12 protein-coding genes and 1 pseudogene are annotated in these 16,216 nt (G+C 74.2%); 5 read left to right on the forward strand and 8 right to left on the reverse strand.

The window, feature by feature from the left end; genetic code table 11:
- Positions 1-106: 106 nt before the first annotated feature.
- From ACIBMZ_RS22155 to ACIBMZ_RS22175, 5 genes are all read right to left on the reverse strand, one after another.
- Entirely contained in the window at positions 107-1,057 is a 951-nt protein-coding gene (locus tag ACIBMZ_RS22155) for an aromatase/cyclase (protein ID WP_396696661.1), read from the reverse strand.
- 84 nt (positions 1,058-1,141) lie between these two features.
- The gene (locus tag ACIBMZ_RS22160; protein ID WP_396696663.1) at positions 1,142-2,305 is read right to left on the reverse strand and encodes an amidohydrolase family protein; all 1,164 of its coding nucleotides are present in this window, start codon (positions 2,303-2,305) and stop codon (positions 1,142-1,144) included.
- A 41-nt stretch (positions 2,306-2,346) separates the two neighbouring features.
- A complete protein-coding gene (locus ACIBMZ_RS22165) occupies positions 2,347-5,436 on the reverse strand; it encodes an AfsR/SARP family transcriptional regulator (protein ID WP_396696665.1) in 3,090 nt (1,029 codons plus the stop codon).
- Positions 5,437-5,513: 77 nt separating this feature from the next.
- Positions 5,514-6,545, reverse strand: a complete 1,032-nt coding sequence (locus ACIBMZ_RS22170; RefSeq protein WP_396696667.1) for an LLM class flavin-dependent oxidoreductase — start codon at positions 6,543-6,545, stop codon at positions 5,514-5,516.
- A 16-nt stretch (positions 6,546-6,561) separates the two neighbouring features.
- A complete protein-coding gene (locus ACIBMZ_RS22175) occupies positions 6,562-7,020 on the reverse strand; it encodes a MarR family winged helix-turn-helix transcriptional regulator (protein ID WP_396696669.1) in 459 nt (152 codons plus the stop codon).
- Positions 7,021-7,218: 198 nt separating this feature from the next.
- On the opposite strand from ACIBMZ_RS22175, the gene ACIBMZ_RS22180 reads away from it, so the two are divergent.
- From ACIBMZ_RS22180 to ACIBMZ_RS22190, 3 genes are all read left to right on the forward strand, one after another.
- On the forward strand, positions 7,219-8,709 hold the full coding sequence (locus ACIBMZ_RS22180) for a DHA2 family efflux MFS transporter permease subunit (RefSeq protein WP_396696671.1): 1,491 nt from the start codon (positions 7,219-7,221) through the stop codon (positions 8,707-8,709).
- 94 nt (positions 8,710-8,803) lie between these two features.
- Positions 8,804-9,781 carry a zinc-binding alcohol dehydrogenase family protein gene (locus ACIBMZ_RS22185; protein ID WP_396696673.1) on the forward strand — a complete coding sequence of 326 codons (978 nt, stop codon included), beginning with the start codon at positions 8,804-8,806 and terminating at the stop codon, positions 9,779-9,781.
- Positions 9,778-11,391 (forward strand): FAD-dependent oxidoreductase, encoded by a 1,614-nt coding sequence (locus tag ACIBMZ_RS22190; RefSeq protein ID WP_396696675.1) that lies wholly within the window; start codon positions 9,778-9,780, stop codon positions 11,389-11,391. The genes ACIBMZ_RS22185 and ACIBMZ_RS22190 overlap by 4 nt, the downstream gene beginning before the upstream one ends.
- Here the strand turns inward: ACIBMZ_RS22190 and ACIBMZ_RS22195 are convergent.
- Positions 11,368-12,750: a BTAD domain-containing putative transcriptional regulator gene (locus ACIBMZ_RS22195; RefSeq protein WP_396696677.1), complete on the reverse strand. Its 1,383-nt coding sequence runs from the start codon at positions 12,748-12,750 to the stop codon at positions 11,368-11,370. The two genes, ACIBMZ_RS22190 and ACIBMZ_RS22195, sit on opposite strands and share 24 nt — an antisense overlap.
- A 198-nt stretch (positions 12,751-12,948) precedes the next feature.
- Between ACIBMZ_RS22195 and ACIBMZ_RS22200 the strand changes: the two genes are divergently transcribed.
- The gene (locus ACIBMZ_RS22200; RefSeq protein WP_396696679.1) at positions 12,949-13,869 is read left to right on the forward strand and encodes a zinc-binding dehydrogenase; all 921 of its coding nucleotides are present in this window, start codon (positions 12,949-12,951) and stop codon (positions 13,867-13,869) included.
- 26 nt (positions 13,870-13,895) lie between these two features.
- Positions 13,896-14,681: pseudogene (locus tag ACIBMZ_RS22205) on the forward strand (SDR family NAD(P)-dependent oxidoreductase); the annotation flags it as partial.
- 53 nt (positions 14,682-14,734) lie between these two features.
- On the opposite strand, the gene ACIBMZ_RS22210 reads toward ACIBMZ_RS22205, so the two are convergent.
- Together ACIBMZ_RS22210 and ACIBMZ_RS22215 are read right to left on the reverse strand one after the other, a co-directional pair.
- Complete coding sequence (locus tag ACIBMZ_RS22210; protein ID WP_131054866.1) at positions 14,735-15,040, reverse strand: antibiotic biosynthesis monooxygenase; 306 nt, start codon at positions 15,038-15,040, stop codon at positions 14,735-14,737.
- Positions 15,010-16,125: an alkene reductase gene (locus ACIBMZ_RS22215; RefSeq protein ID WP_396696682.1), complete on the reverse strand. Its 1,116-nt coding sequence runs from the start codon at positions 16,123-16,125 to the stop codon at positions 15,010-15,012. The genes ACIBMZ_RS22210 and ACIBMZ_RS22215 overlap by 31 nt, the downstream gene beginning before the upstream one ends.
- Positions 16,126-16,216: the final 91 nt, after the last annotated feature.

The following is a 16,216-nucleotide window of genomic DNA, read 5'->3' on the forward strand; positions in this document are numbered from 1 at the left end:
GCGGTCGGTGTCCAATTGGAACCTGGATTGCGAGCCGTGGTTGGTGTCGTTCGTCAGTTGGTTTATCGGGTCTCGCTCCGACGTGTCGCCGCGCCCGTCACGCTGCTCAGTCGGCGACCGGTTGCAGGTGCCGACGCGCCTGCTCCAGCGTGCGACGACTGTTGGTGCCCAGCGAGCGGCGGACCAGGTCCCGGGCATCGGCGAGGGTCGCCGATTCGCCGAGCAACGCGCCGACCCGGTCCGGGCGCAGCACCACCGTGTGCTGCGACGTGGCGACCACGCCGTCCCGCTCGGGGCGCAGCGTCCAGGTGCCGGTGTGCGCCGCGAGCAGCGGCGGCAGCACCGTCTGCTTGTAGACGATCCGGTCGGCGGGGAAGCAGACCCGCACCGACCTGGTGGTGTGCACGCTGTCGTCCGGCGCGACCGTGTCCATCTCCAGGATCTGCACGCCGGGCTCGTCCTCGGTCAGCTCCACCCGGGCCACGTGCGGCAGCCGTTCCCGCCACCGGTCGGCGTGGTACAGGAAGTCGTACACGTCCTGGGCCGGAGCGGCCACGAACACCTCGTCGGCGAAGGAGAGCAGCGTGCCGTCCTCGGCGGACTCCGCCGCCGCGCGTAGCGCCGCCAGCTCGGCGGTGCTGTTGTGCTCGACGGCCCGCGCCACCCACTCGGCGGCCTCGGGGTCGTCGTCCACCACGGAGTAGTCGTGCAGCAGGACGACCCGGGTGCCGCCGTCGATCGGTTCGAGTCGCCATTCGCCACCCATCGAGGCCACCGGCGCTGCCGACACCTCCTGCCGGAAGGCGATCCGGCCCTGCGCCGGTGTCAGCGTACGGCGGGAGACCCAGGAGCGGACCACGCCGTTGGCGGTGGCCCACAGCCGGAGGCGTTCGCGGTGCTGCGGCCCGTCGGTCGCCCGCTCGATCAGGTCCACGTGGACCGTGGGAGCGAACGTGTACGGCCAGCGGGTGACGTCGGCGATGATCGGGTACACCGCGTCGACGGGTGCGCTCACGTCGACGGTGTGGCGTGTGGTGTGGACGGTGGGATCGGGCACGGGGGACCTCCTGCCGGCTCGGTCGGGATACCCGCCGAGCCTCCCGCGCGCCGATCGACGTCCGGTCCAGCACCGTTGGAGGAGCTACCGCACCCGCCGTCCGGCGCGCAGGACGGCGGCGACGCGCCGCAGCGCACCGGGCTCGACGGTCGGGTCCCCGTGCACCGCGAGCAGGTCGGCGTCGTAACCCGGTGCGATCCGGCCGATCCGGTCGGCGAGTCCGCAGACCTGCGCGGCCCCGGAGGTCACCGCCCGCAGCGCGGCCGTGGGCGGGACGCCGAGACCCACCATCGCCTCGACCCCGTACGCCAGCGAACCGTGCGGCTTGCCCGGACCGCAACCGGCGTCGCTGGCGCAGGCGACGGGTACGCCACAACCGGCCACCCGGCGCAGGGCCGCGTGCACCGCCGCCCGGCGCGGGTCACCGCCGCCACCGCCGCCACCGGGTCCGGCGGTGCCGAGGGTGAGCGTGATCCGGGTCCCGGCCGCCGCCATCCGGGCCAGCAGCGGCGGCTCCGCGCGCACGCCGTCGGCGGTGACGAAGGTGCAGTGCTCGATGCCGTCGAATCCGGCCGTGACCGCGGCGGCGATGCCGTCGGCGGCATGACAGTGTCCGGTGACCGGCAGCCCGTACCGGTGCGCCTCCCGCACGATCGCGGCCAACTCCACCGGCCCGAACTGCATCTCGTGCGGCAGCGAACCGGGGGTGAGCTGGCCGCCGGTCACCACGACCTTCACCACGTCGACCCCGCGTTCGGCCCGCTGGCGCACCGCGGCCCGGATCGCGTCGACGCCGTCGACCTCCCCACCGAGGAACCAGCAGTGCCCGCCGTACGACGTGATCGGTGGTCCGGCGACGAGCAGCCGGGGCCCCCGGTGCGGCGTGTCGGCGGTCTCGGCCCGGACCCGGAGCCCCAGGTAACCCCGGTCGCCGAGGTCGCGCGCGGTGGTGACACCGGCGTCGAGCGTCGCCGTGGCGGCGCTCCGCATCCGGGTCAGCAGCGTGTCGTCGTCGGCGACGGCGAGACTGCCCATGGTGTCCGGCGACGCGTCGAAGGCCAGGTGGACGTGGGCGTCGACGAGACCGGGCAGCAGGGTCGTGTCACCCAGGTCGACCAGCTCGACACCGGATGGCGGTGGGCCGTCCAGGACCGCTTCGATCACGCCGCCGGAGAGCACCACGGTGGGCCGCGCCATCGGCACCGGGTGGACCCCGTCGAACAGTCGCCGTGTCCGTAGCGCGAGCATGTGCCCCCTCCGGGTGCCGCCGTCGTTGCCGGGGCAGCGTGTCAGCTCGCGCTAGAGGTTCGCCGGAGCCCGGCGCTGACCTGCCGGACGTGCGCCTGTAGACGCACCGAGGCGGCGGCGCGGGCCGCGCCGGCCGCCTGCCGGACGTTCTCGCGTGCCTCCCGGTGGTGGCCGCGTCGCTGGGCCAGCACGGCCAGCCCGATCAGCGCCTCGCATCGGGCCTGCGGGTGGCCGACGCGCTCGGCCTCGCGCAACGCTCTCCGGTACTCCGGCTCCGCCAGATCCGCCCGGCCCTCGTCCTGGTGCAACGCGGCGCGCAGGTTACGGGTGTTGACCAGCAGCGCCACGTACCCGCCCTCCTCGGCGAAGGCCATCGCCCGGCCGACGTGCCGGTGCGCCCGGTCCCGGTGCCCGGTGGCCCGACCGACCCGGGCCAGGCCGTAGGAGGCGAGCGCCACGGAGTGCGCCGACCGGGCGCACCGCCCGAGCCGCAACGCCTCCCGCAGCCACCGGACCGCCTCCCGGTGCGCGCCCAGGTCACCGCAGACCGTGCCGAGCCGGGCCAGGATCTCCGGCTGGGCCGAGCAGGAGCCGATGCGCTCGCCGATGCGCGCCGCCGTCATCAGGTGTCGGCGGGCCATCCGCAGGTCACCGCGCCCGTGGTGGGCCATCCCGAGATACAGCAGGCAGCGCGCCTGCGCCTGGCGCAGGCCGAGTCGCCGACACAGCCGCAGGCCACGGTGCAGCAGACGGATGGCCTCGTCGAACCGTTTCCGGGGGCGCTGGAGCCGATGCATGGCCAGCGCGGTGACCGCGACGATCTCCAGCGGGGCCGGCCCGTGTCGGTGCAACCGGTCGCGGGCGTACCGCAGGTGCGGCTCGGCGGCGGCCAGGTCGTGCAGGCCCTGCAACGCCAGGCCGAGGTTGAGCCGGGCGATCGCGGCGTGCACCGGCTCGCGGACCGGATCGGTCGCGTCGACAGCGGCCTCGGCGGCCAGCCGCCAGTCGGCGTGGTGCCGGTCGGCTCCGCACGGACCGCGCAGCGCGTCGGTCAGCCGGACCGCCAGCGGCACCAGACCCGTCGACGCGGCGTGCACCGCGACCGCGACCAGGTTGCGCCGTTCCCGGGCCAGCCAACCACGGGCCGCCCGGCGCCCGTCGAACGTCGACGTCCGATGGGTGGTGGGCAGCCGCACCACGTCCGGGTGGCACAGCCGCACCGCCTCGTCGGCCGTGCGCAGATACCACTCGCCCAACCGGCGCAGCGCCGCCCGACGGTAGGCGGGTGCGTCCTCGGCGCGTCCCCGCTCGGCGGCGTAGCGCGCCATCAGGCTGTGCAGCCGGACCGCCCCGTCGCGGCCCTGCTCGACGAGTTGGGCGCGGACCAGTTCGTCCAACCCCTGCGCCGCGGTGGCGACCGGCAGACCGGCCAGCTCCGCGACGGTCTCGGCGCGGTGCGACACTCCCGGCACGAGCGCCAGCAGCCGGAAGATCCGCCGGGTACGCGCCGGCAGCGCGGTGTACGCGAGGTGGAACGCGGTCCGTACCGCCGCGCGCCGGCTGCCGGGCAGACTCAGCGCGTCGAGCGGATTGGCCCCGAGCAGCTCGACGAACTCGCCGATGCCCTGGGTCGGATGGGTGGCGAGGTGGGCCCCGGCGATCCGTAGCGCCAACGGCAGCCGGTCGCAGTGGACGACGAGCGCGTCCAGCGCGGCGCGTTCCCGCGTCACCCGGTCCGCACCGATCATGACGGTCAACAGTGCCGTCGCCTCGGCGGGGGAGAGCACGTCGAGGGCGACGACCCGGACGCCGGGACATGCGACGAGCGCCTCCGGCCGGCCGCGGTGCGTGACGAGGACCGCGCAGTCGGCGGCGAGCGGGAACAGGCCGCGCAGCGCCGAGGCGTCGTGCAGGTCGTCGATGACGATGAGGACACGGCGGCCGGCGAGGCGGCGCTGCAACGCGCGGGCAGCGGCGGCGGGGGCGGTCGGTGGACGGTCCTCCCCGGCGGCGGTCAGCAACTCGGCGAGGAGCTGCGACCAGTCACGGCCGGCGCCGTCGGCCTCGCTGGCGTGCACGTACCACTGGCCGTCGGGGAACCGGTCCCGCAGCCGGTGTGCGGTCCGGACCGCCAGCGCCGACTTGCCGACGCCGGGCGCTCCGGTCAGGCAGACCACCGGTGGCCCGTCCGCAGTCGACCGCAACGCCGCGTGCAGATCCGCCAGGAGGTCGGCCCGACCGGCGAAGTCGGCGACGTCCGGCGGCAGTTGGCACTGTGCCCGCCAGCCGGTGCGGGCGGCCCCCACGGGCGGGTCCGCCAAGGCGCGCGGCGTCCGGGTTCGCGCGGTGTCGCCGGTCTCGGCGAGCAGTCGGCGGTAGCGCTGCCGCAGCTCCAGGCCGGGCGTCGCGCCGAACTCCTCGCGCAGCCGGCCCCGAGCCCGGTGGTACGCGGCGAGCGCGGCGGCCCGGTCACCGCTGCCCGCGAGCGCCTCCATGAGCTGCGCCCACAGGCGCTCCCGCTGTGGATGGGCGACCACGGCGGTACGTAGTTCCCCGACGACCTCGGCGTGCCTGCCGAGGGCCAGTTCGAGCTCGAAGCGCCGTTCCGTCAGGTGCAGGAGGTCCGCCACCAGGCCGGTGACCACCTCCTGCCGGATCCGCACCGACGGCACCAGCGCCAGCGGTTCCCCGCGCCACTCCGCCAGTGCCTGCCGTACCCAGTGCACCTCGACGTCCGGACGTCCGACGCGTCGGGCCTCCCGGGCTCGGATCGCCGCCTCGCGGTAGCGGTGCAGGTCCAGGGACCCCGGCGGCACGACGATGCGGTAGGCCCCAGGTCGGGCCTCGATCGGCGCGGGGACGTCGGGGCGGATCTCGGCGAACAGCGACCGCAGCCGGGAGAGGTGCACGTGGAGAGCGGCGCGGGGATTCTCCGGCGGCCGGTCGTGCCAGGCCGCGCCGACCAGTTGCGGCGCGCCGACCCAGGTGTTCGCCCGCAGCAGCAGGGTCGCGAGGAGGACCCGTTGCTTCGGGGCGGTCACCGGCACCGGGCGGCCGGAGAGCGTCGCGACCAGAGGTCCCAGGACCCGGTAGTCGTCGTCGGTATGCCCGATGCCGGCTGTCGCGCTCACGCGGCCTCCTGGACGGTGGGCCTCTTATCGTCGCGGCTCGGTGTTTCCGGACGGGAAATGCGTGCCGGTCACATCTGTCATGTGGGTTGCAGGGTGGCGAGCGCCGACCGTCGGGGCACATCGCGTGGACGCAGACCGCACGCCTGGGCCAACAGCGCGTACGAGCGCACCCGCGCCCGGTGATCGTGGATCGTGGACAGGACGACGAACTCGTCCACACCCACCGCCTCGCTCATCGCGGTGAGCTGTCGCGCCACCTCGTCGGGGGAGTCGATTAGGTAGCGCGGCCACTCGGTGCGCTCGGTCAGCAGATCCTCGCCGAGACCGGGCAACTGGGCGAGCGCCACCTCGGCGGGCGGCACCGGACGCAGGTCGCCACGGGACATCCGGTGCCGGAACAGGCGCTGGCTGGCGAAGACGTGCTCCGCCTCCGCGCGCGTCGGCGCACAGTAGACACCGATGCCGACCATGACCCGAGGGGTGCCACCGGTTCGCGGGTCGAAATGCCGCCGGTAGGTCTGCACCGCCTCGGTGACCAGCTCCGGGCGGCCGAAGTGCGCGAACGAGTACGGCAGCCCGAGTCGACCGGCCAGGGCCGCGCTCGGTGGACTGGCGCCGAGCAGCCACACCTGGGGCGTGTCGTCCACCGACGGCATGATGCCGCCCTGGTCGCCGGCGGCGCCCAGGAAGGCCCGCACCGCGTCGACCTGCTCGCCGAAGGCGTCGTCGGAGGAGGTGTAGAGGTGCGGGTTGAGCAGCCGGGCGTCACGGGAACTTGCTCCGGCGCCCCGCCCGATGCCGAGGTCGACCCGGCCCGGCGCGAGAGCCTGGAGCACCCGGAAGGTCTCGGCGACCTTGAACGGGCTGTAGTACGGCAGCAGCACCCCGCCGCTGCCGATGCGGATCCCGCTCGTCTCGCCGCTGAGCCGAGCCACCATGACCTCGGGCGCGGGGCTCGCGAACGACGGCGTGGCGTGGTGCTCGGCGAGCCAGTAGCGGTGATAGCCGAGTGCGTCGGCCGCGCGGGCCAGGTCGAGAGTGTGGTGCAGGGCCTGGGTCGGGGTGGACCCCTCCGGGATCATCGACTGGTCGAGGATCGACAGATGCACGGGTGCTCCCTGCGGGTCAGGCGTCGGCGGGTAGGCCGACGGGGCGGGTGAGCCGCGCGACGACGGAGGCCAGGCGCTCGTCGAAGGCGGCGGCGTCCAGTGCGGTGGCCAGCTCCGACCGGCACGCCTGTGCGGCCTGGTCGTGCCGTTCCAGGCCGGACTCGGTGATCTGGCAGTAGACCCCACGGCGGTCGTGTGCGCAGCTCACCCGGGCCGCGAGCTGCTTGGCGGTGAGGCGGGTGACCAGGCGGCTCATCGAGGACTGGTCGAGGGCGACCGCGTCGCTGAGGTCCTGGATGCGCATGCCCCGGGGGTTGCCCCGGGTCAGTTCGTCGAGCACGAGCAGCTCGGTGAGGGTCAGGTCGAAGTCGCGGGTGAGTCGCCGGTCCAGCGTCTGCCCGAGTCGGCCGGTGAGGACGGTCAGTTGCCGCCACAGGGCGAGCAGGTCGGGCTGTCCGTCGCGTCGCTCCGCCATCGCGCCCCCTTCGTCTGCTGACGCCCTACCCTACATGTCGCTGCTCATTCAATGTAACAGCATCTTTTATTCGTGCCTTCCGGCAAGTTCGAACAGGGAAACAGGCGTGCGGGACGACGTGGTGCGCCAGAATATGTGTGCACATGCATGTAGTATCCCAGCGTCAATCCCCGATCACCCGGCTCGGAGGTCCACATCATGTCCAGCGACACGCCGTCCCTGGCGGCAACCGACGGGGCCGCATCGCGGCGGGCACCCGACGACGCACCAGATCCCACCGGCCCGGCCGTCGACGACCGCCTCGATCCGGCGTTCCTCAAGATGGCCGGCGTCCTGCTGCTGGCCCTGCTCATGGCGCTGCTCGACGAGACGATCGTCAACGTCGCGGTGCCCCGCCTGACCGCCGTCTTCGACGCGCCCCTGTCGACCATCCAGTGGGTCACCGCGGTCTACCTGCTCGCCGTCGCGATGGCCACCCCGGTCGCCGGATGGGGGGTGGACCGGTTCGGCGGCCGACGGGTGTGGATCTTCGCCGTCGTGCTGTTCACCCTCGGCTCGCTGCTGTCCGGCCTGGCCTGGTCCGCCGAGAGCCTGATCGCGTTCCGCGTGGTCCAGGGCCTCGGCGGCGGCATGATCTTCCCGGTCGTGCAGGCGCTGATCGCCCGGGCCGCCGGCCCCGCCCGGGTCACCAAGGCGATGGGCCTCATCTCGATCCCGCTCACCGTCGGCCCGGTGCTCGGCCCGATCCTCGGCGGCTTCTTCGTCGACGACATCAGTTGGCGGTGGATGTTCTTCATCAACCTGCCGGTCGGCGTGGTCGCGCTGGTGCTCGCGCTGCGCGTACTGCCCGCAGACGGTCCCACCGGGGACGCCGCCGCACCGAAGCTCGACCTGCTCGGCCTGGCCCTGCTCTCGCCCGGGTTCGCCGCGCTGATCTACGGCCTCGTCACCGCCGCGCACCGTGGTGACTTCGGCGACGGGCGGGCGGTCACCGCCTTCGTGGTCGGCGCGGCCCTGCTCGTGGCGTACGTGCTGCACTCCCTGCGCACCGCCGCGCCGCTGATCGACGTACGGCTGTTCCAGAAGCGCGGGTTCACCATGTCGGTGGTCACCATGCTGCTCGTCGGCGCGGTCGCCAACGCGCTGCTCTTCCTCACGCCGCTCTACTACCAGCAGGCACGCGGGTTCGGGGCACTGCACGCCGGCCTGCTGATGGTCCCCTCCGGCATCCTCGGTGCGGCCGGCGCCATCGCCGTCGGCAAGGCCGGTGCCCGCCTCACCGCGCGGGCCACCGCACCGATCGGCATGCTGCTCGCCGCACTCGCCGCCGTGGTGCTCTCCGGAGTCGGCCCCGACACCTCGCAGACGGTGACCGCAATCGCGTTCGGTGTCGGCGGGTTCGGCATCGGGTTCACGGTGCCGGGCGTGATGGCGTTCATGTACCTCGCCGTCGGTGCCGCCGACGCGCCCCGGGCCACCAGCGCGCTGTTTATCCTCAACCAGATCGGCGGGTCGCTGGGCATCGCCGTGGTGGCGGTGGCCCTCCAGGACCGTCTCGCCGCCGCCGGCACCTTCGCACCCGACGCGTACGGCCGGACGTACTGGTTCGTGGTCGGGTTCGCGCTCGTGGCCGGACTGGCCGCCGCGTTCGTGCCCGGACCGCTGCGCGCGCCACGACAACCCGCGTGACGCTGGGGGCGTCCTCGACCCGGCCGCGAGTGCCCGCGGCTAGAACCGGCGGTGGCGGCACCGCGCCGCCGGTCGACGGAAGGGGAGCCCCCGCATGCGCGTCATCCGTTACTCCGAGCACGGCGGTCCCGAGGTGCTGACCGTCGACAAGGTGCCGGTGCCGGAGCCCGGCGAGGGTCAGTTGCGCGTCCAGGTCGAGGCCGTGGGCGTCAACTTCATCGAGACCCAGCTACGCTCCGGCACCGCGCCGTTCCCGTCCCCGGTGCCCAGTGCCCCGCGCGGGGACGTGGTGGGCCGGGTGGAGGCGGTCGGATCGGGCGAGCACCGCTTCGCGGTCGGTGACCGGCTGGCCGCCTGGGGCGTGGCCGACGCGTACGCCGACCGGGTCCTCGTCACCGACGGGCAGGCCGTCGCCGTACCCGACGACGTGTCGGCACCGGTCGCCACCGCGCTCGCCTCGACCGCCCAGGTCGCCGCGAACGTGCTCAGCGTCGGCCGGCTCGCCCCCGGTGAGTCGGTGCTCGTGCACGCCGCCGCCGGGGCGATCGGACATCTGGTGACCCAGTTGGCGAAGCTGCGCGGCGCCGGGACCGTGATCGGCACCGTCGGCTCGCCGGAGAAGGCGGCGTTCGTCCGCGAGCACGGTGCCGACGTCGTGGTCGACTACACCGCACCCGACTGGTCCGAACAGGTGCGGGCGGCGACCGGCGGCGCCGGGGTGGACGTGGTCCTGGACAGCGTCGAAGGGCCGGTCTTCGCGCCCAGCCTCGCGCTGCTGAAGCCGCTCGGCCGCCTGGTCTACTACGGATTCGCGGGTGCCGACGGCGACGTGGCGCGGGTCGCCCTGACCGACCTGCTCGGTCTCAAGAGCATCGTGGGCACCGCGTTCGACGCCTGGCTCGCCGCCGCGCCCGAGGAGGCGCGACGCAATCAGCGGGAACTGACCGAACTGGTCCGCGACGGTCGGCTGCGGGTGGCGGTGCACGCCGTCCTGCCCCTGGAGGAGGCGGCGCAGGCCCACCGGCTCATCGAGGACCGCCGCCAGCTCGGCCGCGTGGTGCTGGTCCCGTGACCGCCGCCGAACACCGGCCGCTGCTGGTGGTCGGTGCCGGCCCGGCGGGCCTGAGCACCGCCATCTTCGCCGGCCTGCACGGGGTGCGCCCGCTGGTCGTGGAGCGCCGGGCCGGTACGTCGACCGGGGTCAAGGCCACCGGCCAGTATCCGCACACCATGGAGGCGTTGCGGGTGGCCGGTCTGGTGGACCGGATCCGCGACCTGAGCCGTCCGGACCGCACCGAGTTCTCCATGGTGCTCGCGCCCCGGCTGGGCGGGCCGGTCACCCGGACGCTGGTCAGCGGCCGAGAGCTGACCATGCGACACATGTCGCCCGAGGACTGGGGGACGGCCAGCCAGTCCGGTGCGGAGGCGGCCCTCGCCGAGCGGGCCCGAGGGCTCGGCGCCGAGGTGCGCTTCGGCACCCGGCTGCTCGGGTTCGCGCAGGACGAGGACGGTGTCACCGCGTTCCTGGAGGACACCGAGACCGGTACGCGCCACCGGGTGCGGGCGTCGTACCTGGTCGCGGCCGACGGGTGGCGCAGTCCGGTGCGGGAGTCGCTCGGCGTACCCCTGCGGGGGCGGGGCGTGGTGGGGCAGGTCCTGCGGGTGCTGTTCAAGGCCGACCTCAGCGAGCCGCTGGCGCACACGCCCGGTGCCGCCGACGGCTCCCGGTTCGCGGCCTTCCACGTCGACCGGGCGGTGCTGTTCAACACCGAGATCCCCGGCCTGTACGGCTACTTCCGCAACCTCACCCCGGAGCTGCCGGAGGGCTGGCACCGGTCCCGGGAGGCGATCGCCCGACAGATCACCGTCGACCTGGGACTCGACCCGGACCTCCCGATGGACATCACCGAGTACGGCGAGACCTCGATCGCCTGCGCGGTCGCCGAGCGGTTCCAGGTGGACCGGGTGCTGCTGGCCGGCGACGCCGCCCACGTGATGCCGCCGACCGGTGGGCTGGGCGGCAACACGGCGATCATGGACGGGTGGTACCTGGGCTGGCGGCTCGCCGCGGTGATCCAGGGCTGGGCGGGGCCCGACCTGTTGTCGACGTACCAGGCCGAGCGGGGGCCGTACGCCCGGCTGCTCGTCGAGCAGCAGTTCGCCAACCTGGTCGAACGGATCGCACCGGAGCTGCGCGACGACGAGGTGCCCGCCCCGCTGCCACCGGCCGTGCTCACCTTCGGCTACCGGTACCCGGCCGGTGCGGTCCTGCTCGAACCCGGCGACGACGGCGCGCTCGTGGAGGACCCGACCACGGCCACCGGCCGACCCGGATCGCGGGCGCCCTTCCTGCCGCTCACCGGCCCCGACGGCACCGACACCTCCACGACGGCGTTGTTCGGCACGGGGTTCGTGCTGCTGACCGGGTCGGCGGGGGCGGCCTGGGCGGAACCGGCCAGGCGGGTCGCCGAGCGGCTCGGCGTGCCCCTGGTCGTGCACCCGATCGGTCCGATGGGGGAGTACGCCGACCGGGACGGCCAATTCGGCGCCCGCTACGGCATCGAGCCCGACGGCGCCACGCTGGTGCGGCCGGACCGGTTCGTGGCCTGGCGGTCGGTCGGTCCGCTGCCCGATCCCGAGACACGGCTGGAGCAGGTGCTACGGACCCTGTTGCGTCGATGAGACGCGTGCGGTGGCGGCCGGCGGCTCCCCGGTCCCGTGGTGTCGGGAGGCGTGCGGGTCGCCGCCCCACGCCTGCGGCGCGAACGGTCGGGCACCGCGCAGCGCCACCAGCTCCGGCACGATCGTGTCGCCGACGGTCAGCACCGCGCACCGGGAGGTGCCCGGCAGCAGGTCGTACACCTGCTCGGCGTCGCGGACGTCGTCCAGCACCAGCAGCACGCGCCGGTCGGCGAGCCGGGCCCGGTACGCGGTGACCAGTTCCCGGCGGCGCAGGGGCACCGCGTCGGCGGCCACGCCGGAGCGGCTCAGCAGCCCGGCGAGCACCTCGGCCGGGTCACGGGGCCGGCCGGCGGGGTCGGTCAGTCGTACGTACCACTGCCCGTCCGGGAACGCCGCGCGTAACCGTCGGGCCAGCGCCGCCACGTCTGCGGTGCGGTCCGGTCCGGGCGGACCGGCGAGACACACCAGGGGCAGCGCGGTGCCGGCGTCCCGGCCGGCCAGCGCGGCGGCGACGGCCGGCCAGCCGGATCCGCGAGGCTGCCGGTCGGCGTCGACCGGCGGCAGGTCGGTGTGGGTGTGCCAGCCGTCCCCGGCGATGCGTCGGTAAACCGCCTCCAGTTCCGGCCCGGGTGTCAGACCCAGTCGGGTCCGCAGCGTCGCGCGGGCCCGCTCGTAGGTGGCCAGGGCCGCCGCCCGGTCACCGGCGCGTTGCAGCGCGGTGACCAGCAGACACCACAGTCGCTCGCACACCGGGTACGCGACGACCAGGGCCCGCAGCTCCGTCACGAGTTCGCCGGGCGGTCGGGTGGCCAGCTCCAGTTCGTAGCGTCGTTCGAGCAGCCGTAACCGCTCCTCGACCAGCACCGGGGTGACCTCCTCGGCGAGCGAGGGAACCACCGCGAGGGAGGCCACTGTGGCCGGTCGCGCCGGATCCGCGTGCCACTGGGCCAACGCCGCCCGGACGTGGGCGAGTTCCCCGGCCGGATCGTCGCCGCGTCGGGCCTGCTCCGCCCGGCGGGCGGACGCGCGGAACCGGTGCAGGTCCACGGTCTCCGGTGGGGTGCGCAACGCGTAGCCCCCACCGAGGGACCGGACCCGGGGGCGGGGCGAGGTCACCGGTGCGCCGGGGCGGTCACCGAGCACCGCGCGCAGCCGGGCCACGTGCACGTGCAGCGCGGCGGCGGGTCGGGCCGGTGGGCGGTCGCCCCACAATCGCGGGTAGAGCTCGTCCAGTGGCACCTCCTCGTTGACCCGCATCAGCAGGGTCAGCAGGAGGGCCTGTTGCTTCGGGGCGCCGATCCGCACCGGTCGCCCGTCGATCGTGACCTGTAGCGGCCCGAGAATGCGAAAGTCGGTCACCGATGTCCCCCGTCGAGCGGCGGAATGCACGCACAGTGTCAGGGCGACTACCGTCGCCCGCCTCGGACATCGTGCTCGGGTCGGGCGGCACCGGCAACGCGAATCCCAGTGACGCCCATCTCACCGGCGACCCTCCACCAGGACTCCAGCACCCGCCGGTACGAAGGGCGGGAACCCGTCGTACCGGTGGAGGTCGATGTGAAAGCACTGGTCACGTCCGTGGACGAGCCCGACGGACTCCGACTGGAGTCGGTACCCGAGCCGCGTCCTGCGCCTGGCGAGGCGCTCGTCGAGGTGCACGCCGTCGCGGTGAACCGCGCGGACCTCCTGCTCGCCGCCCGGCAACCGCCCGGCGCCCGGCTCGGGCTGGACGTCGCCGGCACGGTGGTCCGCGCTGCCGAGGACGGCACCGGGCCACCGATCGGCACACCGGTCGCGGGCGTGGCGGCGTCGACCGGATGGGCGCAGCTCGCGGCCGTGCGGACCGATCGGCTCGCGGCGATACCGGCCGGGGTGGAACCGGCCGTCGCGGCGGCGGTGCCGGTAGCCGGTCTGACCGCCCTGTACGCGCTGCGGCGTGCCGGGTGGCTGCTGGGTCGCTCGGTGCTGGTGACCGGTGCCAGCGGTGGCGTCGGCGGCTTCGTGACGGACCTCGCGGCGGCCGGCGGCGCCGCCGTCCTCGGCTGGGTGGGCACCCCGGAACGGGGCCACCACCTGACCGAGCGGGGCCACCGGGTGCACGCCGGCTACGCGGCACCGCCGCAGGAGCCGGTGGACGTCGTCGTGGACAGCGTCGGCGGAACGGTGTTCCGGGAGGCGTTCGTGCGGTTGCGCCGGGGCGGGGTGGCGGTGGTGTTCGGCAACACCGTGCGCGCCGACCTGGTCCTGCCACCGGACTGGGGCCACGCCCGCGCCGGGGTACGCCTGGAGCACCTGTTCCTGCTCGACGAGCTGGAACGCCACCGGGCCGACGAGGACCTGGCGACGCTGTTCGGGCTCGTGGTGGACGGGCGGCTGCGTCCACACGTCGGGCTGCACGCGGACTGGACCGATGCCGCCACGGCGGTGCGGGCCCTGCTGGAGCGCCGGGTCACCGGCCGCGTCGTACTCACCCTGTGATCGACCGATCGAGGAGGACAACGGAGATGACGACACCGAGACGTACCGGCGCGGCGTTGGTGACCGGCGGTACGAGCGGGATCGGGCTGGCCGTGGTGGAGACGCTGGCCGAGCAGGGCTTCCCGGTCTACTTCTGTGCCCGCGACGCGGCACAGGTGGCCACGGTCGTCGACAAGCTGCGCGGGCGCGGCCTGGAGGTCGACGGCGTGGCGGCCGACGTGCGGTCCCCGGACGACGTGGTCCGGCTGGTCGCCGCCGCGGTGCAGCGGTTCGGGCCGGTGACGGTGCTGGTGAACAACGCCGGCCGCTCCGGTGGCGGGGTCACCGCCGAGCTGGACGACGCGCTCTGGGAGGACGTGCTCGCCACCAACCTCACCTCGGTGTTCCGGGTGACCCGCGAGGTGCTGCGCGCCGGTGGCATCCGGGAGGCCGGGTGGGGCCGCATCGTCAACATCGCCTCGACCGCCGGCAAGCAGGGCGTCGCGCTCGCGGCGCCGTACACCGCCTCCAAGCACGGGGTGGTCGGCTTCACCAAGGCGGTCGGGTTCGAGCTGGCCGGCACCGGCGTCACCGTCAACGCGGTGTGCCCCGGGTACGTGGAGACGCCGATGGCGGTCCGGGTACGCCAGGGGTACGCGGCACACTGGCAGACCACCGAGGACGCGGTGCGGCAGCGGTTCGAGGCGAAGATCCCGCTGGGCCGGTACTCGACGCCGGAGGAGGTCGCCGGGCTGGTCGGTTACCTGGTGACCGACACCGCCGCCTCGCTGACCGGGCAGGCGCTCAACGTCTGCGGCGGTCTGGGGAACTACTCCCCCGGCCCCCGGCCGCCGGCGCGCGCTCCGGCGGCCGTGGACTCGGTGGATCAACCGGTGACGCGGTCGGCCTCGTACTGGAAGACCGGCTCGGTCAGGTGCGGTTCGCCCTTGATGATGCCGGTCAACCGGTCCAGCCGGGTCCGGAACTCCGGCTCGTGCAGCGCGGTGCGGAAGGACTCCTCGTCGGTCCATTCGGCGATGTTGTAGTACGTCGACGGATCCTTCTGCGACCGGCTCAGCACGTACCGGATCAGCCCCGGTCGGGTCTGCATGTACTCGGCCACGCTGGCGTAGTGGCGTTCGAGGTCCTCGGCGGCGCCGATCAGCGTGAGCTTGTTGACGAATACGACCATGAGGCGGTGTTCCCTTCCGTGTCGTCGATGCGGGGGTAGTCGAGATAGCCCCGGCGACCGCCCTGATAGAAGGTCGTCGGGTCCGGCGGGTTGAACGGGCCGCCGTCGGCCAGGCGGCGGGGCAGGTCGGGGTTGGCGAGGAACTGCTTGCCGAAGGCGAGCGCGTCGAAGCCGACGGCCAGCGCGTCCGCCACCGCGGCCCGGGTGGCCTCCGGACCGAGGTTGCCGGTGCCCGGGTTGAGCACCACCGCCCCGTCCCAACGGGCCCGGACGACCCGGGTCAGCTCGGGGTCGGAGCCGTGCACCAGGTGCAGGTACGCCAGGTCGAGCGGGCGCAGCGCCTGGAGCAGGGCGGGGTACACCTCGGCGGCGTCCGGCTCGGTCATGTCGTTGAGGCCGAACCCGGGCGACAGCCGCAGCCCGACCCGGTCCGCGCCGACCGCCGCGCCGACCGCCTCCGCCAACTCGACGGCGAAGCGCACCCGCCGGTGCGGTGCGCCGCCGTACTCGTCGGTGCGGCGGTTGGTGGCCGCCGACAGGAACTGGTGGACCAGGTAGCCGTTGGCGCCGTGCAGTTCCACGCCGTCGAATCCGGCGGCGACGGCCGTCTCGGCACACCGCACGACGTCCTCGATCGCGTCGGTGATGTCGGTCGGCGTCATCTCTCGCGGCTCGGGGTGCTCCTTCGGCCCGTCGAACGTGCGGGCCAGTCCGGCGGCCGGCACCGGCGACGGCGCCAGCGGCCGGTGACCGTACAGGGCCGGATGACCGATCCGTCCGGCGTGCATGATCTGGAGCACGATGCGGCCACCGGCGTCGTGGACGGCGCGGGCCACCGCCGTCCACGCCTGGGTCTGCGCGGGGGTGTGCCACTGCACGCTGTACGCGTGGCCCACCGCCCGGGGTGCCGGGTTGGTCGCCTCGCTGACGATGAGCCCGGCGTCGGCCCGCTGGGCGTAGTAGTCGGCCACGTACGGCAGGGGAGTCCCGTCCCGGGTGGCGCGGCCGCGGCCCATCGGGGCCATCACGATCCGACTGGGCAGCCGCAGGCGACCCAGTCGGACCGGATCGAAGAGCGTCGGCATCGGGGCAACCTCCTCGCTGGGTGGTGCCTGATGCTCGCCCGGAATTCTCAAGGGCCCGTGGAGCCTGGCTACAGATCAGGCCCGACCTCCG

Origin of the sequence: Micromonospora sp. NPDC049900 (genome assembly GCF_044461025.1) — a bacterium.
In the GTDB taxonomy this organism is placed as follows: Bacteria; Actinomycetota; Actinomycetes; order Mycobacteriales; family Micromonosporaceae; genus Micromonospora.

What these genes read in the sequence shown, in the direction of transcription:
- ACIBMZ_RS22185 (WP_396696673.1), top strand. Translation starts at nt 8,804, where the DNA reads ATGCGCGTCATCCGTTACTCCGAGCACGGCGGTCCCGAGGTGCTGACC.
- ACIBMZ_RS22175 (WP_396696669.1), bottom strand. Translation starts at nt 7,020, where the DNA reads ATGGCGGAGCGACGCGACGGACAGCCCGACCTGCTCGCCCTGTGGCGG.
- ACIBMZ_RS22160 (WP_396696663.1), bottom strand. Translation starts at nt 2,305, where the DNA reads ATGCTCGCGCTACGGACACGGCGACTGTTCGACGGGGTCCACCCGGTG.
- ACIBMZ_RS22210 (WP_131054866.1), bottom strand. Translation starts at nt 15,040, where the DNA reads ATGGTCGTATTCGTCAACAAGCTCACGCTGATCGGCGCCGCCGAGGAC.
- ACIBMZ_RS22180 (WP_396696671.1), top strand. Translation starts at nt 7,219, where the DNA reads ATGTCCAGCGACACGCCGTCCCTGGCGGCAACCGACGGGGCCGCATCG.
- ACIBMZ_RS22215 (WP_396696682.1), bottom strand. Translation starts at nt 16,125, where the DNA reads ATGCCGACGCTCTTCGATCCGGTCCGACTGGGTCGCCTGCGGCTGCCC.